20 protein-coding genes are annotated in these 19,882 nt (G+C 42.5%); 2 read left to right on the forward strand and 18 right to left on the reverse strand.

Annotated features, from left to right (window positions below; all coding sequences use genetic code 11):
• Positions 1-17: 17 nt before the first annotated feature.
• The 17 genes from WMO43_RS08055 to sigK form a co-directional block, all read right to left on the reverse strand.
• Positions 18-398, reverse strand: a complete 381-nt coding sequence (locus tag WMO43_RS08055) for a TIGR02530 family flagellar biosynthesis protein (RefSeq protein WP_177962239.1) — start codon at positions 396-398, stop codon at positions 18-20.
• A gap of 23 nt (positions 399-421) precedes the next feature.
• Positions 422-1,096 carry a flagellar hook assembly protein FlgD gene (locus WMO43_RS08060; RefSeq protein ID WP_353530838.1) on the reverse strand — a complete coding sequence of 225 codons (675 nt, stop codon included), beginning with the start codon at positions 1,094-1,096 and terminating at the stop codon, positions 422-424.
• A 21-nt stretch (positions 1,097-1,117) separates the two neighbouring features.
• Positions 1,118-2,599, reverse strand: coding sequence for a flagellar hook-length control protein FliK (locus tag WMO43_RS08065; RefSeq protein ID WP_353530839.1), 1,482 nt, complete (start codon positions 2,597-2,599; stop codon positions 1,118-1,120).
• Positions 2,600-2,644: 45 nt separating this feature from the next.
• The gene (locus WMO43_RS08070; protein ID WP_353530840.1) at positions 2,645-3,508 is read right to left on the reverse strand and encodes a MotE family protein; all 864 of its coding nucleotides are present in this window, start codon (positions 3,506-3,508) and stop codon (positions 2,645-2,647) included.
• A gap of 14 nt (positions 3,509-3,522) precedes the next feature.
• The gene (gene fliJ / locus WMO43_RS08075; RefSeq protein ID WP_177962235.1) at positions 3,523-3,966 is read right to left on the reverse strand and encodes a flagellar export protein FliJ; all 444 of its coding nucleotides are present in this window, start codon (positions 3,964-3,966) and stop codon (positions 3,523-3,525) included.
• Positions 3,967-3,974: 8 nt separating this feature from the next.
• A complete protein-coding gene (gene fliI, locus WMO43_RS08080) occupies positions 3,975-5,285 on the reverse strand; it encodes a flagellar protein export ATPase FliI (protein ID WP_353530841.1) in 1,311 nt (436 codons plus the stop codon).
• 9 nt (positions 5,286-5,294) lie between these two features.
• The gene (locus WMO43_RS08085; protein WP_353530842.1) at positions 5,295-6,116 is read right to left on the reverse strand and encodes a FliH/SctL family protein; all 822 of its coding nucleotides are present in this window, start codon (positions 6,114-6,116) and stop codon (positions 5,295-5,297) included.
• On the reverse strand, positions 6,097-7,104 hold the full coding sequence (gene fliG, locus WMO43_RS08090) for a flagellar motor switch protein FliG (RefSeq protein WP_353530843.1): 1,008 nt from the start codon (positions 7,102-7,104) through the stop codon (positions 6,097-6,099). Before fliG ends, WMO43_RS08085 begins: the two co-directional genes overlap by 20 nt.
• 3 nt (positions 7,105-7,107) lie before the next feature.
• Positions 7,108-8,703 (reverse strand): flagellar M-ring protein FliF C-terminal domain-containing protein, encoded by a 1,596-nt coding sequence (locus WMO43_RS08095; RefSeq protein ID WP_177962232.1) that lies wholly within the window; start codon positions 8,701-8,703, stop codon positions 7,108-7,110.
• 23 nt (positions 8,704-8,726) lie between these two features.
• Positions 8,727-9,041 (reverse strand): flagellar hook-basal body complex protein FliE, encoded by a 315-nt coding sequence (gene fliE / locus WMO43_RS08100; protein WP_177962231.1) that lies wholly within the window; start codon positions 9,039-9,041, stop codon positions 8,727-8,729.
• A 25-nt stretch (positions 9,042-9,066) separates the two neighbouring features.
• Positions 9,067-9,507 carry a flagellar basal body rod protein FlgC gene (flgC, locus tag WMO43_RS08105; RefSeq protein WP_177962230.1) on the reverse strand — a complete coding sequence of 147 codons (441 nt, stop codon included), beginning with the start codon at positions 9,505-9,507 and terminating at the stop codon, positions 9,067-9,069.
• A gap of 13 nt (positions 9,508-9,520) precedes the next feature.
• Positions 9,521-9,910, reverse strand: coding sequence for a flagellar basal body rod protein FlgB (flgB, locus tag WMO43_RS08110; RefSeq protein ID WP_177962229.1), 390 nt, complete (start codon positions 9,908-9,910; stop codon positions 9,521-9,523).
• A gap of 298 nt (positions 9,911-10,208) precedes the next feature.
• The gene (gene codY, locus WMO43_RS08115; protein WP_177963327.1) at positions 10,209-10,991 is read right to left on the reverse strand and encodes a GTP-sensing pleiotropic transcriptional regulator CodY; all 783 of its coding nucleotides are present in this window, start codon (positions 10,989-10,991) and stop codon (positions 10,209-10,211) included.
• Positions 10,992-11,095: 104 nt separating this feature from the next.
• Positions 11,096-13,168 (reverse strand): type I DNA topoisomerase, encoded by a 2,073-nt coding sequence (topA, locus tag WMO43_RS08120; RefSeq protein WP_353530844.1) that lies wholly within the window; start codon positions 13,166-13,168, stop codon positions 11,096-11,098.
• 25 nt (positions 13,169-13,193) lie between these two features.
• Complete coding sequence (gene dprA / locus WMO43_RS08125; RefSeq protein WP_353530845.1) at positions 13,194-14,264, reverse strand: DNA-processing protein DprA; 1,071 nt, start codon at positions 14,262-14,264, stop codon at positions 13,194-13,196.
• Positions 14,261-15,796, reverse strand: coding sequence for a YifB family Mg chelatase-like AAA ATPase (locus WMO43_RS08130; protein WP_353530846.1), 1,536 nt, complete (start codon positions 15,794-15,796; stop codon positions 14,261-14,263). Before WMO43_RS08130 ends, dprA begins: the two co-directional genes overlap by 4 nt.
• A gap of 145 nt (positions 15,797-15,941) precedes the next feature.
• Positions 15,942-16,574 (reverse strand): RNA polymerase sporulation sigma factor SigK, encoded by a 633-nt coding sequence (sigK, locus tag WMO43_RS08135; protein WP_353530847.1) that lies wholly within the window; start codon positions 16,572-16,574, stop codon positions 15,942-15,944.
• Between the two features lie 308 nt (positions 16,575-16,882).
• Here sigK and WMO43_RS08140 point away from each other — a divergent pair, with 308 nt between their 5' ends.
• Positions 16,883-17,764 carry an RluA family pseudouridine synthase gene (locus WMO43_RS08140; protein ID WP_353530848.1) on the forward strand — a complete coding sequence of 294 codons (882 nt, stop codon included), beginning with the start codon at positions 16,883-16,885 and terminating at the stop codon, positions 17,762-17,764.
• A 216-nt stretch (positions 17,765-17,980) separates the two neighbouring features.
• Here the strand turns inward: WMO43_RS08140 and ybaK are convergent, their stop codons facing one another.
• Complete coding sequence (gene ybaK, locus WMO43_RS08145; protein ID WP_353530849.1) at positions 17,981-18,448, reverse strand: Cys-tRNA(Pro) deacylase; 468 nt, start codon at positions 18,446-18,448, stop codon at positions 17,981-17,983.
• A gap of 152 nt (positions 18,449-18,600) precedes the next feature.
• On the opposite strand from ybaK, the gene WMO43_RS08150 reads away from it, so the two are divergent.
• Positions 18,601-19,857: a zinc-binding dehydrogenase gene (locus tag WMO43_RS08150; RefSeq protein WP_353530850.1), complete on the forward strand. Its 1,257-nt coding sequence runs from the start codon at positions 18,601-18,603 to the stop codon at positions 19,855-19,857.
• The last annotated feature ends 25 nt before the right edge of the window (positions 19,858-19,882 follow it).

The following is a 19,882-nucleotide window of genomic DNA, read 5'->3' on the forward strand; positions in this document are numbered from 1 at the left end:
CTTCCGTTAAGGTCCGGCTAAATAATTACGGCACCGTCGATATTTGTAAATATGTTGTCTGCTGCTTCTTTTTGATCCATCGCTGTTACCACGGTCTTATTTGGTACATTTACGATAAATGCTAAAGAATCCACAATGACTAATGACTCATTGATCCCCTTTTCACTCGCTTTTTGAACTCCCGATCTGAGCCGGTTATTCTGTTCATCTGTCAGATTGATATTTCGGTTTTCCAAACGCATTGCTGCATGTTTTGAAAACTTCAATCCCTGTTTTTCTTTTAATATCTCTGCAAACGAAATCTCTGAACTCTTTTCCAGATTCTTTTGGTTTTTCGTTGTCAGAAACTGGTCTGTAACCTGCTCAATGGAAGAAAACGTATGATTGACACGGTTCATAAAACCATCTCCTTACTTTTCTCCTACTCACCCTTAGACGAATCCTCTGTATTGCCCTTCAAGGTTTTTAATTTTGCTTCTAACTGCTCTAGTGTCTTCACTGTGTCCGGTGAAATAAAAGATTTCTGATAGTCTGTCAGGCTGTCATATACAGTTCTTGCAGATTTAATCTTCTCTTCATCATAGATCGTCAGATTTTTTTCGGAAGGTAATGCCTTCACCATATTGGTAAAGGATTTTGCAACGGTTGTTGCTGTGTAGTAATCCGGGTCTGATACGGTATCTAAATCGTCAATATTATAAAGACTGTCATTAACAGAAATATATACTTTTCCGTTCTCTCTCATCACATACTCTACCATACCGTGATCGTAGGATGTCTCTCCTGTCTGGTTATTGGTTACTTTTACAAATACATATTTTCCAACTAAGTTGTATGCACTTCCCTCGGTCAGACTCTGATTCAGGTTCTGCATCTCTTCTAACTGTGAAAATGTAGCAAGCTGTGATATGTACTCTGTGTTATCGGTAGGCTCTAATGGATCCTGATACTGCATCTGCGCTACTAAAAGCTGTAAAAACGCATCCTTGTCTAAAGCTCCGCCTGCGGCATCACTCTTATTCTCTGTTGACAATGATGTATTCGATGCAGAAGAATCTACAAGCTTTCCGTTTTCAATCTGTTGAATAATTGCCATTTACATTCTCCTTTCTAGATTCTAGGCTGTAAAGTCCACGCTGTTTCCGTTGTCTCTCATGATCTTTGCAACTAACATTTCCTCTTCACTCATCAGTCCGGATAGCTCATCTAACTGATTCATGGAAATATTTCTTCTTGGACTCTTAGATGCCTGTTCTCTTTGCTCATCCTGTGCACTTCCCTGCTGGTTCTGCTCAAGGTTTCTTTCAAATTCATGACTGGCGATCGTAACTTCTACCGCCTCAACCTTGATTCCCTGCTGGTTCATGTTTTCTCGTAGCTGGATGGTCTGATTTTCTAAGGCTTCTTTTACAATCTCATTCTGTACGGCAAGATGTGCTGTAACCACACCTTCTTTAGCTGTAACCTGTACATAGATCTTACCTAAGTTCTCCGGATTGAGCTGCATCTCCATGGAAGTAGTATCTCCCTGATACATCACTCTGGTAAATTCACTGACCTGTCGGATGACATCTAACGTATTAAACACAACATTCTGTGGCACTGCCGTTGTCGGTGCTGCCGTAATATTGTCAGTTCTGATCGTCTGAACGGTCTGCTGGAACGTATGCTCCGTAAAAATGCTCTTCTCTGTTGTATCGTTCTGCTGTAACAAGGAAGCGTCATCCTCTGTCGTCATACTGTTTTCCGGTGCTTCTTCCTGCTGACCTTCCTGCTGTGAAGCTGTCTGATCATTTTCCACACGCACTTCCTGCGAAACCGGTTCTTCCACATTCTGTACATTGCCATCACTTTCTACGGATTCTGTTGCTGCTGCATTGGTTTCTGTAAGTCCTGTCACCTGTGACTTCTGCTCCGTGATCTGAACGTCATCTGTCTGCTGTACTTTTAATACATCTGCCTGAGTATCTGTAACCTCCTGCATCTGCTGTGGTACTTCTTCTGTGATCTGCGCTGCATTCTGCTCAAGCTGTGCGAATACCTCCGCTACTTCCTGTGGTGTCATTCCAAGTTCCTGTAATAAGTTCTTACTTAAAACTTCCACATTCTGCATCAGTTCCTGAAAATCCGCATTCATCAAAAGTCCTAACTGGTCTTCCTCTCCGGTCAGATTCATCACAAGATTTGCTAAGTTTACAGGGTCCATTAAATCCTGATAGGTCAGTCCTAACTCTTTCATTGCTGCTTCTAGCTGTGCATCATCCACGCCTAAGAGTTCCTTTACTTCCTTTTGGACTTCCTTCGCAAATTCTTCTACCGCCTGATCGACCTTTTGCATATCCGCATCGTCTGTCTTACCGGTTACTTTTGGAATCCGGTCATCCTTTGTGGAAAGTTTCTCGTATTCCACCGTTTTGTTCGATGTGCTGTCAGAAACCTGAAATGTTACCGGATTGTTCTGCTGTGAATGATTCACTGCAAAATTCCCTAACATTGACATAAAATCAACGGCTTCCTGCTCATCTTTTCCCGATTTTTTTGATGCAGATGTCTGAACCGTCATTCCTGCGGTCACTTTTGAAACATTTGCACTGGTCATCTGTTTCTCCTCCTTTCTTTGATTTTCAATGTGCTTTTATATATTCTAAGGCTCCATGAGTTTGGTTACTTTTGCTGCTGTATCCGTCTTCATGTTACCGAGAATATCACCTCTGGCATCTGCTTTCATGGCACTTAAGATCTTTGCAACAAGTTCTAAGTTGTCTGTCATGGTATCAAAAATTGCTGCTGCCTGTTTCGGTTTCATCTGCGAATATGCCTTTACATAATCTGACATATCATCATCTTTTTCCTGCTGTTCTACTACCTGTTTATACAGATTCTCTGCATTCTGCGGATCTATACTCTCGTAATATTTCTTATATTCATTTATATCGGGTGCCTGGTCAGAAAAAACAACCTCCTTATAGAATTTTGCCTTTTCTTCCTCAAACTTTTGCTCATTTTCTTTATACTCTTTCCACTGAGCCGCCTGTGCCTCTAAATCTGCCACATATGCATCATTCTCAGAATTGCTCTCTTTTGCATCTGCTAATTCTTTTTCGAGTTCTTTGATGTATGCAACTGCCTCATCTACGGTCTTGTATGGATATTTGCTGTCTTCTTTGGTTTTTGTCTCTTCTTCCTCTGTCTTTGGAAGGATTTTATTGACATACGGAACATCCTTTAAGATCGGCTGCATAACGGTTGAGCCAAATCCTCCGACATCAAAATGTATCAGGACTGCTAAAATAGCAATCCAGATGACAATAATCATCAGTGTAACAAAAACGACTGCCGCCTTGCCGCCACCGGATTCTTCTTCAAACTCATCTGTCGTACCGTTTTTCTTCGCTTCCTTTTTCGCAAGTTTTCGATTCCGTTTTTCTTCTTTTCTTCTGGCTTTCTCTGCCTTCTTTGCGGCTTTTTTATCCATGCCTGCCGCCGGGCCTAAATTCTCTTCTGCCATATTTCCACCTCATATCAGGATTCTTTGTGGTAATTATAGCTTACAAGCTCATCCACCATCCTGTTTTCCTCATAAGCCACTTCCTGCTTAAACTCCTCAAATGCCTTTTCTCTCAGCTTTTCATAAGTCTTTCTCTCGATCATTACCTGATTGAGCTTGCTTCTTGCAAGTTCCACATTCTTTTCCGCCACATGAACTTCTATCATCTGTGTACGGATCGCAGATTTCATTGCATCGATCGCATGCTTACAGGTATGAATCTTATGTACATCAATGGTTCCCTGTACCAGTTCCCTTGCCTGTTTCTCATATCCTGCTTTTCTGATGATCAGTTCCCTTAGTTTATCCTCTTCTTTACGCAGTCTTGCATTTGCCAAGCCGTACTCCGCTTTTCTCTGCTCTTCCATCTTTATTTTTAAATCCAGGATATTCTGCATCCGGTATACGAACTTTGCCATACATGCCACTACCCTTCAAAAAGCTGTTCTAAAAGCTGTACTTCTTCGTCAAACATAAATTTTTCATCGGTTCTCTGTCTTAAAAACTCGTTGACTGCTTCAATCTTCGAAATCGCATAGTCTATATTTTTATTAGATCCCTGCTTATAGGCCCCGATGTTGATCAGATCTTCTGCCTCCGCATAGGTTGCTAACACATTTTTTAATTTTCCGGAAGCTGCCTTGTGTTCATCATCCACGATTGCACTCATAACACGGGAAATACTCTGCATGACATCAATTGCCGGATAATGGTTCTTATGTGCAAGTTTACGGTTCAGCATGATATGTCCGTCTAAAATACTTCGTGCCGTATCAGTGATCGGCTCGTTGAAATCATCTCCGTCTACCAATACCGTATAAAGTCCGGTGATCGAACCTTTATCTGAATTTCCCGCACGCTCTAAGATTTTGGGCATTTCTGAATAAACACTTGGCGGATAACCACGCGTTACCGGCGGCTCTCCTGATGCTAATCCGATCTCACGCTGTGCCATGGAAAAACGTGTCAGGGAATCCATCATTAACAGTACATCTTTACCCTGATCTCTGAAATATTCTGCTATGGCTGTTGCTGTCTTTGCTGCCTTATTACGGATCAATGCCGGTTTGTCGGAAGTCGCAACAACTACCACAGAGCGTTTCATTCCCTCTTCACCAAGATCCCGCTCCACGAATTCGCGCACCTCTCTGCCTCGCTCTCCGATCAGTGCTATGACATTGATATCTGCTTTGGTGTTTCTTGCAAACATTCCCATCAGTGTACTTTTTCCCACACCGGAACCTGCAAAAATTCCAATACGCTGACCTTTTCCTACCGTGATCAGTCCGTCCACCGCTTTGACACCTAACGGCAGAACCGTATTAATAATCTCTCTTGTCATCGGGTCAGGTGGTAACGCCTCTACCGGATATTCCTTATCAAACGTCAAGCCTTCTGCATCGGTCGGTCTTCCAATTCCATCCACCATATGTCCGAGAAGTTCATCTCCAACCGGAACAGTCAGGGGATGTCCGGTATTTTCCACGATACATCCGACTCCAAGTCCCTCAATCCCTTCAAATGGCATTAACAGCAGGCGTTTATCACGGAATCCGACAACTTCTGCCATCGTATAGATTCCTTTCGACTGGTCGATCACGATGCGGCACAGATCATTGATCTTCGCATCCGGACCAACAGATTCGATCGTAAGTCCTACAATCTTAACAACTTTTCCTAATTGTTTAAAATATGTCTTTTCTGTTAGCTGTAAATATTTCTCTGCATTAAAAGCCACTGAACTCACCTAATTTATACTCAAACTCTTTAAATCTTTGATCAGATTTTCTAACTGGACACCCAGACTGCAATTAAAGATTCCGGAATCCGTCTCGATCATGCACTGGTTTTCTTCTAACATCGGGTCTGCGATCATTTCTAATGAAATATCCTCTCCGACACGTTCTTCAAGCTCGTGACGATGGTTCTCCATAAACTCAAAATTCACTTCTGCCACACGGATACGGAAATCCTTACTTCCTTCAATCCCCATGATCGCATCGGATACTAAAGAAAGCAAAATCTCGGTCTTATCGTCAAACTGAATATGGAATACTTTTTCAAACACATGTACTACAACTTCAACGACCTGTTGTTCCATATGCTGCAGTTTATTCCGGTAATCTGTATTCAAAGATTCTTCTAACTGTTGCAGGTGTCTTTGCATCTCCTGCTCTTCGGCATCTGCTTTTGCTTTACCTTCGTCATAGCCGCGCGTTCTGCCTTCTTCTTTTGCCTGTTCTAAAAGTTCTGCTTTCCGCGTCTGTGCATCATTTAAAATTGCATCCGCCTTTGCTTTTGCTTCACTTAAGATACGCTCTGCCTCTTCTTTTGCTTCCTCGATTGGATCTGCCTGTGGTTCCTCAAGAATGGCTTCGACGTTCTCTGCACCAAGTCCCTGACTGAATCCATCGGTAAAATCCACTTCTGTTCCAGCCTGCTCGCGCATCTTTTTTGCCATTTCTTCTATTTTCTGTGCAACAATGGCATTGGAATTGATGATGCGAGCACCTTCCTGTTTAGGCGCTACGCCCCACTGTTTATAAAGATTAGACAATAATCTCGTCACCTCCGCCTCTGGAAATTACAATCTCTGCCGAATCTTCTAACTTACGGATAATACCAACAATCTTCTGCTGTGCTTCTTCTACATCTTTCATACGAACCGGACCCATGAATTCCATGTCTTCCTTGATCATAGCAGACAGACGCTTGGACAGGTTCTTAAAGATAACATTCTGTACTTCTTCATTGGCACCCTTAAGTGCGATACCAAGGTCATTGTTATCAACGTCACGCAACACACGCTGGATCGCACGGTCGTCGAGAAGAAGGATATCTTCGAATACGAACATTTTCTTACGGATCTCATCAGCAAGTTCAGGCTGCTCGATTTCGAGAGATTCCATGATATGCTTTTCTGTTCCGCGGTCTACCGTATTCAAAATATCTACGATCGCATCGACGCCACCGACGATTGTGTAATCCTGATTTAATAAGGATGCCAGCTTTCGTTCTAACACACGCTCCACCTCTTTGATAACATCCGGAGATGTACGATCCATCATTGCGATTCTCTTTGCAACATCCGCCTGTTTTTCCGGTGTCAATGCACCTAAGATCATTGCAGACTGTGCCGGCGACAGATAAGACAAGATCATCGCAATAGTCTGTGGATGCTCGTCCTGGATAAAGTTCAGCACCTGACTCGGATCTGTCTTTCGGATAAATTCGAACGGACGCACCTGAAGGGAGGCCGTCAGTTTTGTGATAACATCCTGTGCCTTCTGTTCGCCGAGTGCTTTTTCCAAAAGTTCTTTTGCATATCCGATACCACCCTCTGCAATATACTGCTGTGCAAGACATACCTGATAGAACTCATTTAAAACATCTTCTTTTTCCTGTGGAGATATGCTTCTTGTGTTCGCAATCTCTAAGGTCAACTCTTCAATTTCTTCTTCTTTGAGGTGTTTAAAAATTGATGCGGATTTTTCAGGTCCTAAGGTAATCAAAAGGACTGCCGCTTTCTGAACACCGGTTAACTCTGCATTTGCCATTTTTTAATCCCAATCATCATTCAACCAGTTGCGTAACAATGCTGCTACCGCCTCCGGATTTTCGTCTACAAATTTCTCTATTAAGATTCTTGTCTCTGATTTCTCATTCAGACCAATATCTTCTAACTCCGCTTCCTTCGTTGTCTCTAACAGAGTCTCAACGGAAAGTTCCGGCTCGATCTCCTGTGTCGGATCTTTTCTGGTACTGCGGAATACCACAAATCCCAGTAATGCAAAGATCAGAACTGCAAGCGCGATCTGTAAGTAGTCGCTAAATGTTCTGCCGGAATCATCCGAATGTTCAAAGAACGGTACTTCATATGCCACAATCGAGATATTCTCCTGTGGAATACCTGTTGCATTTGCCACCATTGGATATAAATCTTCATCGACATCTATTTTTTTACGTTCGCTGTTCTGTGCCGCAAACTCATCAAATGTCATATCATCCAATTTACCCTGTGCCTTAAGAGTATCCTCGTTATAAATCTTATTAACACTACATACTACTGTCACAGAAGATTCATCGTATTTTACATCTCCGACTGCACCTTCGGTCTCCGTTATTTTTTCATTCGGGTTATAATCTCTGGTAATATCTGAAATGGTAGATGATGTAGTTTCACCATCCCGCATCATATAAGTGGTATCATCATTAGAATCCGTTCCCGGAACTGCCGCTGCTCCTCCGGTGGATTCTGACTCATAGATACTCTCTTTATCCAGATATCCCTGTTCCTGTCCATCTTCTACATAGTACTGATGGTCTGTCACTTTCTCTTTATCAAAATCCAGTGCCAGGTTCATACCAACTTCTACGTTATCATAGACATTCGTTCCCATAACAACATCTTTGACATTGCTCTTGAACTGATTTTCCACTTTCGTTCTGTACGAAAGATTACTGCTCGCCTTACCGGCGTTTGAACTGCTGTCTCCGCCGGAAAAAAGCATATTCGTATCAGAATCTAAAATCGTAATACGGTCTGTTGTATCATTACCAACCTCCGTTGCTATGTACTGCGCAATTCCTGCCGCCTGGTCTTCGTCCATCTCTCCGTCCAGTGTCAGGATCACACTTGCATAAGTTTCTTCATCCTTAGAAATGATCGTACCGTCATCCGCCGGCATCGAAAGTGATACCGTTGCACTCTCGACATTTGACAAATTTGAAAGATGATCTGCAAACCGTTCTTCTAAGTATAGCTGATATTTCTTCGTCTTATCTGCTTCTGTAGAAGAAAAGCCGCCATCAAATACGTTATCGATCGAGTAACCCTCTGTCGGAATATCGTTAGATCCCAAAAGAATGGATGCTGTCGCCTCATCTTTTTCGTTTACCGAAAAAGTCAGTCCATCCTTCGAAACCTCATATGCAATACTTTCACCCTCTAACAGATCTTTTACGGTTCCCGCTTCTTTGGTAGATTCGCAATTGATCAAAGTTACCATCTTCGGTCTCGTCATGATGAATGCAAGAACCACGATCGCCATAACCACAACTGTCACAATACTGATCAACAGTGCTTTCTGCTTTGTGGTAAATTTACTCCACCATTCCTTTATTCTGTTTAAAATTCCCTGTAGTCTTTCCTGCATTGTCTGTCACTCCACGATTCTCATTAAATCTGCATATTCATAATTTCCCGATATGCCTCTAGCACCTTATCTCTTACAGCTACTGTGTACTGTAATGCTACATTTGCCTTTTCCTGGGCAATCTGCAAATCGTGAGTATTCGTTGACTCTCCTAAAGAAAACTGGATTTCTGCCGATTCTGCGCTGTTTTGCAGTTCATTTGTCTCATCCACCATGCCCAGTGCTGACTGGAACACGCTTCCGAAATCCCGATTCTCTGTTTTTGAAGCCTTTGCCGACTCCTCTAATGCATTCTTTATGTAATCTGACGTTACATGTGTAATTGTTGAAATATCCATTATCTGTCAGCCTCCCGTATCATTCCTACTTGCCAATCTGTAATCCTGCCTGTGCGATCGCCTTGCTTGCATCAAATGCAGTTGCATTTGCTTCATATGCACGGCTTGCATCGATCAGGTTTGTCATTTCCGTTACGATATTGACATTTGGATATGATACATAACCATTCGCATCCGCATCCGGATGGGATGGGTCATACTTCATAATATAATCTGTCTCATTGTCTTCTGTGACAGATACCACTTTTACACCATTCCCTGCATACTGCTGTCTGGTTCCCTGCAGTACATTGGTAAAAGGTGTTACATCCTTTTCCTGAAATGTTACAACTTTTCTACGGTACGGTGTTCCATCCACCGTTCTCGTTGTATTGACATTTGCCACGTTCTCCGAAATAATATCCGTTCTAAAACGCTGTGCAGTCATTCCGCTTGCGCTGATGTCAAAAGCCTGAAATAACCCCATGTTCAGTCCCTCCTTATCCTAATACACTCTTAAACCTGGAAATCTCGTGGGTAATGCTGTCTGTTAACGCCGTGTAACGAAGCTGCTCTGATGCCAGTTCCACCTGTTCTGTATCCACATCTACATTATTACCATCAAGACGGTAAGAAAAATTCGATGAATCCGTATAGGCTGTTGCATTCAAATGGTTCATATGCAGATCCTTTACTTTCTGATCCAGTGTTACATACTTGCTTCTTCCAAGTTCCGTTTTTAAAACGCCTTCAAAATCCACGTCTTTTCTCTTGAAGCCCGGAGTATCTACGTTTGCCAGATTGTTCGTGATCGTTGCCTCCCGTAACCAGCTCGCATCCGCTGCCTTATCCAGCACATTGATATAACTAAATGCTCCTGATGTAATCATATTCCCGCTCCTTTCTCTTGCTGTCCCTCTTTCTATTTGTCATATGTTTTCACATTCTTCTTTATGTTCAAAATTTGGACATAGTATTAGATTTTTCCTAATCATATTCTATTATAAATTATCCTGTAAAAAAGACAAGTATTTTTTTGTTCTTTTTTATTCGTTTTTGCTGATTCCTGTCAAAGAAAAGCCCTTGTTTTGTGATATTATCGACAATTTTTTTATTAAATTTTTTCAAAAAAATAAAAAGGACCTATAGTATTCTATAAATCCTTTTATCTCTCTTCTTAAAATCCGTTTAAGCTTTTTCTCTTTGTTTTTTTAATTTATCCAGTTCATCAAAGACTACATCGTTAATAACCTTGATGTATGTTCCCTTCATACCGGAAGATCTTGATTCAATGACTCCTGCGCTCTCAAACTTACGAAGTGCATTGACAATGACCGATCTTGTGATCCCTACCCGGTCTGCGATCCGGCTCGCTACTAATATTCCTTCACTACCGTCTAACTCATCAAAAATATGTGTGATCGCTTCTAACTCCGAGAACGAAAGCGTGCTGATCGCCGATTTGACAATCTGTACTTTTCTCTCTTCTTCTGCATTTTCCTCATGTACGGAACGCATCATCTCAAGTCCGACTACCGTGGTTCCATATTCACTCAAAATAATATCATCTATATCGTACGCTCCGTTATCCCGATAGATAAACAGCGTTCCGAGACGTTCTCCGGCAATATCAATCGGTGTAATGATCGCCGTGTATTTCTTGATATCGGAAACAAAGCCAAGTGTCTCAAGATTTACATTCTCTTTTGTAGACAAGATCCCAAGCAGACGCTCGTTTAATTCCGGATCAATAAATCCTCCCACTTCATCCACGATCAGTTCGTCGATCTCGTCCATTCCTTTCATTTCACTGGTTCCAAGCACTTTTCCCTTTCTGCTGATCACCAGTACATTGGATTTTAAAATCTCTGTTAAAACATCACAGATATCATTAAAGACTACTTTAGAGGAATTATTGTTGTGTAAAAGTTTATTTATTTTTCTGGTTTTGTCCAGTAATTGAACACTCATCCTGCTACCTCCCACTTCGCTCTATATAGTTTTCAGTACATTTATATAATATCATGTTTTGTCAGACAATTCAATCTTTTTTTGAACTTCATTCGCTGAATTCATTATTTTTTCACTTTTTCGATCACATGACCGCACTGTGTGTTAGAGCATACGATCTTATTGCCCTTTTCCACCATGAAACTTCCGCATTTCTCGCAGTTGATCCCTGCCGGTTTCTGCCAGGACATAAATTCACATTCCGGACTGTTTTCACAACCGTAATATTTTCTGCCTTTTTTCGTCTTTTTGATCACTACTTCTTTTCCACAGAGCGGACAGGCAATTCCTGTTTTTTCCAGATACGGCTTCGTGTTACGGCAATCCGGGAATCCCGGGCAGGCAAGGAATTTTCCGTGCGGACCGTATTTTACTACCATATTTCTTCCACACTGTTCACAGACCACATCCGTAACCTCATCCTGAATCTGCACTTTTTCTAATTCTTTTTCTGCCTGATTAACGGCTTCGTCTAAATCCGGATAGAAATTGGCCACTACGGTCTTCCAGTTTACCTGACCGTCCTCGATGCTGTCGAGCAGGGACTCCATGTTTGCCGTAAAATGGTCATCGACAATACTTGGAAATGCTTCTTTCATCATATCGTTGACTACTTCGCCTAACTCTGTCACATAGAGATTTTTATTCTCTTTTACCACATATCTTCTCGCTAAAATGGTAGTAATGGTCGGTGCATAGGTACTTGGTCTTCCGATGCCGAGTTCCTCTAAGGTTTTTACTAAGGATGCCTCCGTGTAATGTGCCGGTGGCTGTGTAAAATGCTGTTTTTCATCAAATGATTCCCATACAAGGGTCGTATCTTTGTCAATGGATCTTAAGAGTACGTTTTCTTTTCCCTTTTCATCGTCATCACTCATGTATACCGTCATAAATCCGTCAAAGACCACTTTAGAAGCAGATACGTTAAAACGATAAGTACCTGCTCCGATCTTAACGGATGTGGTTTCGTATTTTGCACTGTTCATTCTGCTCGCGGTAAAGCGGTTCCAGATGAGCTGATACAGACGGAACTGATCACGGCTTAAGGAATCTTTGACCTTCGCCGGTGTTCTTGTGATATCGGAGGGACGGATCGCCTCATGCGCATCCTGGATCTTATTGCTGTTTGTCTTTTTTGCCTCACTGACGGCTTTGTATTCTTCTCCGAAGGTCGCACTGATATATTCGGCTGCCGCACTCTGTGCCTCTTCGGAAATTCTCGTGGAATCCGTTCTTAAGTAGGTGATCAGACCTACGGTTCCGCTGCCCTTGACATCCACTCCTTCATAGAGCTGCTGTGCTAACCGCATCGTCTTTTGTGTGGAAAAATTCAATACTTTGGATGCTTCCTGCTGTAAGGTACTTGTCGTAAAAGGAAGTGGTGCTTTTTTGGTACGCTCTCCTTTTTTTACCTCTAATACCTGATAATCGGCATCTTTCAATTCTGCTAAGATACCATCCATTTCTTCTTTGGATCGGATGGTACGTTTCCCGTTTTCATCGCCATAAAATTTTGCAACTAACGGCTTTTTCTCTCCAGGGATCTGTAAATCTACATCCAGTGTCCAGTATTCTTCCGGAATAAATGCATTGATCTCTTCTTCTCTGTCACAGATAATACGCAGTGCCACTGACTGCACTCTTCCGGCACTTAAGCCACGCTTTACTTTTGCCCATAAAAGCGGACTGATCCGGTAGCCTACCATGCGGTCTAACATTCGTCTTGCCTGCTGTGCGTTCACCAGATTCATGTCTATTTCACGCGCCTGTTTTAACGATGCCTTAACGGCACTCTTTGTAATCTCATTAAAACTGATACGGTAGACTTTTTTATTCTCTAATTTCAATGCCTGGGACAGATGCCAGGAAATTGCTTCTCCTTCGCGGTCGGGGTCAGTTGCGAGATAGACTTTGTCTGCTTTTTTTACTTCTTTACGCAGTTTTGCTAAAATATCTCCCTTTCCACGGATTGTAATATATTTCGGTTCGTAATTGTTTTCCACATCAAATCCGAGCTGACTCTTTGGCATATCACGGACATGCCCATTTGAAGCTACCACCTCATAATTCTTTCCTAAGAACTTTTTAATTGTCTTTACCTTTGCCGGTGACTCCACGATCACTAAATATTTTGCCATCAGAAAACTCCTTGTTTTTCATTCCTCATTCTTCTATATAATAGTTCCGGAAGGATTCAAATACCAGCCCTTTTGCCAGTAATCCGAGCAGGATTCCTGCTGTTGCAGAAATTCCAAGCCCTGTTTCTTCCGCTATTTTTTCTATATTTTTAGGTTCCATGCTCAAACAACTATACACCAAGGATTCTTCTTTTGCAAGACACTGTTTTTTATTTTTTCCCATTTGCAGGCTTTGTGTGGCATTGTAAGGAAGCTGCTTTAAGAACTCTTCTACGGACAAAATAATGCCCGCACCCTGCTGAATTAAAGCATTACAGCCGTAACTCAATGCATCGGTTGTCCTTCCCGGAAAGACATAAATATCTTTTCCCTGTTCTAAGGCGTGCTCTGCCGTGATGAGTGAGCCGCTTTTTTTCTTTGCCTCTGCGATCACTACCACTTCTGCAAGTCCGCTGATGATCCGGTTTCTTGCCGGAAAATAATATGGTTTTGGCGTTGTCTTTGGCGGCAGTTCGGAAAGTATCCCTCCCTGCTGTCGGATTGTTTCATACAGTGCTGCATTTTGTTTCGGATAACAGATATCTACACCGCACCCTAATACCGCATAGGTCTCTCCACCGCCTTTGATCGCTCCTGCCTGCCCTGCCGCGTCTATCCCCTCCGCCAGTCCACTGATGACCGGAATACGGTTGCGTCCAAGTGCCTCTCCTAATTTTCTTGCCATATAATGCCCGTATTCACTGCATCTTCTGGCTCCTACAATGGCAACGGAAAGTCTCTCTCCCGGAAGTTTTCCACTGTAGTACAGTGCAAATGGAGGCTGGTAAATATTTTTTAACTTTTTCGGATAATTTTTGTCACATGCAAACGTAACGCTTACGCCGCCTTCTTCCAGTTTCTGATATTCTTCGTTAATATCCCACTTCCTTTTTGCCTTTGTGATACGCTGTATCTCTTCTTCTTTTAACTGTGGTATTTTTTGATAGGTTTCCTCCGTTCCACGGTACACTTCTTCCGCCGTCTGAAAGTATTCTAACAGGATGTTCTTTTTTCCATTGGATAATCCGGTGTTATCCAGCCAGTATTTATATTTCATCGTCGTCTCTCCCAAAAATTGCTGTCTATGGAGCGGTAACAGATTGCTTCGTGCAGATGTTCCATTCTGATCTCTTCGCTTCCTTCGATATCTGCAATGGTACGCGCTGTTTTTAATATCTTATGATAGGAACGCACGCTTAAGTTCAATGTCTCATAAATCTGCTGCATATGGCGTTTCTCATCTTTTTTTAATGCACAAAATGTCGCGATCTTTTTTGCCGGAATCTGGCTGTTATAAAAAAATCCCTCCTTTTCATAGCGTTCTCTCTGTCTTTTGTGCGCCATGACTACCCTCTCCCGGATGCTTTCCGAGCTTTCCTCCTGTGTTGTCTGCTCTAATTCCTGATAGTGTACTTTTTCTACTTTAACACACAGATCCATGCGGTCTAGTAACGGCTGGCTGATGCGGTTTCGGTATCGCCGGATCTCATAGTCTGTACAGGTGCATTTTTGCATATCGGGATAATATCCGCACTTGCACGGATTCATGGCTGCGACTAGCATAAAATCCGCCGGAAATGTATATTTTCCATGCGCACGGATGAGCTGGATCTGCCGCTCCTCCATCGGCTGTCGCAGTATTTCTAAAGTTCCCGGTTTAAACTCTGTCAGCTCATCTAAAAACAGTACCCCCGCATGTGCTAATGAGATCTCTCCCGGCTTTGGATTTGCCCCGCCTCCGGCAAGTCCCTGTGCGGAAACCGTATGATGCGGACTTCGGAATGGACGCACTCCGATCAGCCCCTGCGATTCATCGAACATACCGCAGATACTGTAAATCTTTGAGACTTCGATCCGCTCTCTTTCGGTCATTGGCGGCAGAATGGACGGAATCCGCTTTGCTGCCATGGTTTTTCCTGCTCCGGGAGGGCCTGCAAACAACAGATTGTGTCTGCCTGCCACCGCAATCTCACATGCCCGCTTTAGCATTTTTTGTCCCGTGATCTCTGAAAAATCTGCCTGCGTGGGAGGTTTTATTTTCGTTCCTGTTCCTTCTATTTTTATATCTGCCTGCGGCTTTTGATATTCCCCTTTTCGTAAATATTCGACGACCTGGTTTAAATGGCTCATCCCAAGGCTTTTCATGTGCGGGACTAACGAAGCCTCCTTTTCATTTTCAAACGGAACGATCCCTGTCTGATGCCCTGCTTCTGACGCCACTGCAGCCATTGGTAATATACCGGGAATCGGAACTAATTTCCCACTCAGGTTCAGTTCTCCTAAAAAGATCGTATTTTCCACACGTTTTTTCGGTACCGCTTCTAAGGCTGCTAAAATCGCAACTGCTACGGCTAAGTCAAATCCCGAACCGGATTTTCGGATGCCTGCCGGGGAAAAGCTGATCGTGATCCGTTTTGCCGGAAGCTGATAGCCGCAGTTTCTTAAGGCTGTCCGTACCCGTTCCTTTGCTTCTTTTACTTCAGAACTTAAAAAGCCTACCATTTCAAAGGTCGGCAGTCCCGGACTGACATCTGCTTCTACCTGTACTAAAATCGCCTCCATACCGTGCAGTACCGAGGTTGTTACCATACTATACAATTTTCCTCCTTTTTCCCGTGGGAATCTGGCGAATTGCCTGGAAATAAAAAAGATATTGTTATTATATCACACTTTTTCTTTTTGAAAAGATTTATTTTTACCCTGCTCCAGTCTGTTGGAGCAGAGCACAAGTTTTTTATCGATCCTCTTCTTCAAACTGTCTGCGCAGCTTTGCCAATGCCTTTTTTTCGATCCGGCTGACATAGGAGCGGGATATTCCTAACGTCGCTGCCACTTCCCGCTGTGTATGCGGTTCTTCCCCTAAGACTCCATACCGCATGGCTATGACATGTTCTTCCCTGTCCGTTAGTACCTGCGGCAGATATCCATAGAGTTTTCTGATATTTTCGCACTCCTCCATTTTTTCTACCACATCTACTTCTTCATCTGCGGCAATATCTAACAGATTGATCTGGTTCCCCTCTTTGTCCGTACCGATGGGTTCATATAAAGAGACTTCCCTTGAGGTTTTTTTCTTCCCTCTGAAATACATCAGAAGTTCATTGTCAATGCACCTTGCTGCATAGGTTGCAAGTTTTATCTGCTTATCGGTCTTAAATGTTCCGACTGCCTTGATCAGCCCTATGGTCCCAATGGAAATCAGATCCTCCATATCTTCATCGGATGCCTGATATTTCTTTGCAACATGGGCTACCAGTCTCAGATTGTGCTCGATGAGCTGGTGTTTTGCTTTAAGGTCCCCTTCCTTCATTCTCTCTATGCATTCCTTTTCTTCTTCTGGGGTGAGAGGAGATAAAAAAGTCTTCACATTTCCACCTTAAAGCCGCTTTTCTAACATTGTATGAAAGGACACTGCCCTAAGTGCCTTTCCCCTTTTTCTTTTTTCGCTGATTTTATTTTTAGACAATTTTATTTTCGCTCTGAAATATGTTAAAATTGTAATCTGAAGTATGTTAAACTTATAATTAAGAAATGTTTACAATTTTGTGACTCGTATGGATTAGGATGTTAAAAGACGGCTCACAACTTAGTGACTGGAAGATTGCACAAAAGTGTGCTTCGCCCGAAGGGCCTTTTGATACCCAAATCTTATATTAGAAAGAAACGAAAACTATTATGAAACGTACCCTGACTTATACAATAGAAAACGAAATTACAGTCTTAGATTTTTTAAAACGGCATGGTTATTCCCACAGTGTCATTACTCATTTAAAACGGACACCCTACAGCATCCTTGGCAACGGGAACTGGCTCTACGTCAATGACCGGTTAATGCCCGGAGATACCCTGACCATTCATCTGATCGAAGAGGAAAGTTCTGCTAAGATCCTCCCGGTTCCAATGGATTTAGATATTGTATACGAGGATGAAGATATCCTGGTTTTGAACAAGCCTGCCGATATGCCGATCCATCCTTCCCTGAACAACTATGAAAATACCCTTGCAAACGGTGTTGCCGACTATTATCAGCAAAAAGGGGAGGCTTATGTTTTTCGCTGTATGAACCGCTTAGACCGTGACACTACCGGTCTTACGATCCTCGCAAAACATATGTTAAGTGCTGCCATTTTATCACAGGATGTTGCGAATCGTGCCGTCCATCGTACCTATCTTGCCATTGTAGAAGGAACTTTGACCGGGAGCGGTACGATCGATGCCCCGATCGGAAGGGAAAGTAACTCTCTCATTACCCGCTGCATTGATTATGAACATGGAGAACGTGCCGTGACGCATTACCGCAGTCTTGCCTGTCATAACGATCTGACGCTTGTTTCACTTCGGTTAGAAACCGGGCGTACACACCAGATACGCGTTCATATGAAACACTTGGGTTATCCTTTGATCGGAGATTATCTTTATCATCCTGATATGACAAAAATCAGCAGGCAGGCTCTGCATTCGAGCCTTTTAGAATTCACACATCCAATTACAAAAAAGGCAATGAAGCTGTCTGCTCCACTGCCTACTGATATGCAAAAATTATTTCCGGATTTTTAAGAATTTATCTCTATACAGATCCGGGTGTCAAAAAACGGTTTCATGTATTGTCTTAAACGCCCGTCCATGGGGCGTTAAGATTTTTGCTGCATGTTCTTTCCAGCCACAGTTGCCTTTGTGACTATGGGAGGAATGCCAAACTCTTAATACTCTGTCATTATCCAGAAATTTTCTGGCACGGATGCCGGAAAAACAGATAAAAGATCATACACAGATTTACTTTATCACATCCGCAAACGTAAACCGCACCACCTTCGCCAAATCCTCCGGTGCAACCTCCACCTGATACCCGATTTTTCCTGCACTGAAAATGATATGCTCCTGTTCTTTCGCTGTGCTATGTAAAAATGTTGTAAATACTTTCTTCATTCCGATCGGAGAACATCCCCCATGGACATAGCCGGTCAATGGTAAGAGTTCTTTGGATTTCAGCATTTCAATGGATTTTTCATTGGCGGCTTTGGCTGCCTTTTTTAAATCCAGTTCTTCTTCTACCGGAATGACAAATACATAATTCTTCTTGCTCTTTGCCACTGTTACTAATGTTTTATAGACCACTTTCGGGTCTTGCCCTAACATATCGGCAACCTCGGTTCCGCTATATGCCTGTGAATTGTCATATTCATAGTGATGATATGGTATTTTCTTCTGGTCTAAAATTCTCATCACGTTTGTCTTTTCCATATCTGCCACATTCTCCTTTTTTCAAAACTTTTCATTTACCGGATAAATTATAGCACACAACCCTGTTTACTTCACGGTTTTATATTGTCTTTTTTTTGTTTCTTTTTTATAATGAAAGCAACTAGAAAACTTTTACATTAGAGGAGGTCATTATGAACACGAAAGCAGTACGCATTTATGGTGTGAAAGATTTACGTTTAGAGGAATTTGAACTCCCGACAATGAAGGATGATGAGATAGAAGCCCGCATTGTCACAGACAGCCTTTGCATGTCTACATATAAGGTATCGAATCAGGGAGAAAAGCATAAAAAACTTCCAAATGATCTGAAAAACCATCCGGTTATCATGGGACACGAATTTTGCGGAGTGATCACAAAAGTCGGCGAAAAATGGAAACATCTCTACAAACCGGGAGATTGTTTTGTTGCACAGCCAAACTTAGGACGTGCCGATACTTTTTCTCTTGGTTACTCTTTCCCATATGTCGGCGGCGAAGCTACCAACGTGGTGATCATGAATGAAGCTATTGAAAAAGGCTGCCTGCTCCCATATAAAGGAGAAGGATTTTTTGAGGGTGCTCTCGTAGAACCGCTCTCCTGTATCGTTGCAGGATTTAAAGCCAACTTTCATTTAAGAGACCGCAATGATTATGACCATACCATGGGCATCAAAGAAGGCGGTGCTTTAGCCATTTTAGGCGGAACCGGGCCAATGGGATTTTTAGCAATTGACTATGCGATTCACAATGACAGACGGCCAAAACATTTAGTTGTAACCGGACGTACCCAGAGCAAGCTGGATATGGCAAAACGCCTGTATCCTGTCGAAGAGGCTGCAAAATATGGCGTGACCCTGACTTATGTTCTGACGGCTGATGAAGATGATATTGTAGAGGAGTTAAAAGCACTGACACCGGATGCTAAAGGCTTTGACGATATCTTTTTAATGGCTGCAAAAGAAAGACTGGTAACCCAGGCTGAACAGCTTTTAGCCTATGATGGCTGCCTGAACTTTTTTGCCGGTCCTGCAGATTCTAAATTTGCTTCGACGATTAATTTTTACAATATCCACTACAATGCGACACATTTTGTCGGCACCAGCGGAAGCAACACGCAGGATATGAAGGATGCCATTGCCCTGATTGAAAATAAGACCGTTAATGTGGCAAAAATCGCAACGCATATTATGGGATTAAACCATGTTTGTGAATCGATTTTAAATCTTCCAAAGATGCCGGGCGGCAAAAAGATCGTCTATTCCAGCAAGGAATTCCCTGTGACAGAGGTATCTGCCTTTGGTGAAACCAATGAATTAGAGAAGCATTTAAAGGAATTGGTAGATGCGCATGACGGCTTGTGGAATGCCGAAGCCGAACAATACTTTTTAGAGCATGCGAAAGATATCTGATATAAAAATATAAAATACACCGTCC

Source organism: Maccoyibacter intestinihominis, assembly GCF_040096355.1.
In the GTDB taxonomy this organism is placed as follows: domain Bacteria; phylum Bacillota; class Clostridia; order Lachnospirales; family Lachnospiraceae; genus Maccoyibacter; species Maccoyibacter intestinihominis.

Coding starts and splice junctions, on each gene's coding strand:
- WMO43_RS08095 (WP_177962232.1), bottom strand. CDS start 8,703: ATGCAGGAAAGACTACAGGGAATTTTAAACAGAATAAAGGAATGGTGG.
- flgC (WP_177962230.1), bottom strand. CDS start 9,507: ATGGGGTTATTTCAGGCTTTTGACATCAGCGCAAGCGGAATGACTGCA.
- WMO43_RS08150 (WP_353530850.1), top strand. CDS start 18,601: ATGAACACGAAAGCAGTACGCATTTATGGTGTGAAAGATTTACGTTTA.
- codY (WP_177963327.1), bottom strand. CDS start 10,991: ATGAGTGTTCAATTACTGGACAAAACCAGAAAAATAAATAAACTTTTA.
- fliJ (WP_177962235.1), bottom strand. CDS start 3,966: ATGGCAAAGTTCGTATACCGGATGCAGAATATCCTGGATTTAAAAATA.
- WMO43_RS08060 (WP_353530838.1), bottom strand. CDS start 1,096: ATGGCAATTATTCAACAGATTGAAAACGGAAAGCTTGTAGATTCTTCT.
- dprA (WP_353530845.1), bottom strand. CDS start 14,264: ATGAAATATAAATACTGGCTGGATAACACCGGATTATCCAATGGAAAA.
- topA (WP_353530844.1), bottom strand. CDS start 13,168: ATGGCAAAATATTTAGTGATCGTGGAGTCACCGGCAAAGGTAAAGACA.
- WMO43_RS08140 (WP_353530848.1), top strand. CDS start 16,883: ATGAAACGTACCCTGACTTATACAATAGAAAACGAAATTACAGTCTTA.
- WMO43_RS08055 (WP_177962239.1), bottom strand. CDS start 398: ATGAACCGTGTCAATCATACGTTTTCTTCCATTGAGCAGGTTACAGAC.
- fliG (WP_353530843.1), bottom strand. CDS start 7,104: ATGGCAAATGCAGAGTTAACCGGTGTTCAGAAAGCGGCAGTCCTTTTG.
- WMO43_RS08065 (WP_353530839.1), bottom strand. CDS start 2,599: ATGACCAGTGCAAATGTTTCAAAAGTGACCGCAGGAATGACGGTTCAG.
- fliE (WP_177962231.1), bottom strand. CDS start 9,041: ATGGATATTTCAACAATTACACATGTAACGTCAGATTACATAAAGAAT.
- flgB (WP_177962229.1), bottom strand. CDS start 9,910: ATGATTACATCAGGAGCATTTAGTTATATCAATGTGCTGGATAAGGCA.
- WMO43_RS08130 (WP_353530846.1), bottom strand. CDS start 15,796: ATGGTAACAACCTCGGTACTGCACGGTATGGAGGCGATTTTAGTACAG.
- WMO43_RS08070 (WP_353530840.1), bottom strand. CDS start 3,508: ATGGCAGAAGAGAATTTAGGCCCGGCGGCAGGCATGGATAAAAAAGCC.
- ybaK (WP_353530849.1), bottom strand. CDS start 18,448: ATGGAAAAGACAAACGTGATGAGAATTTTAGACCAGAAGAAAATACCA.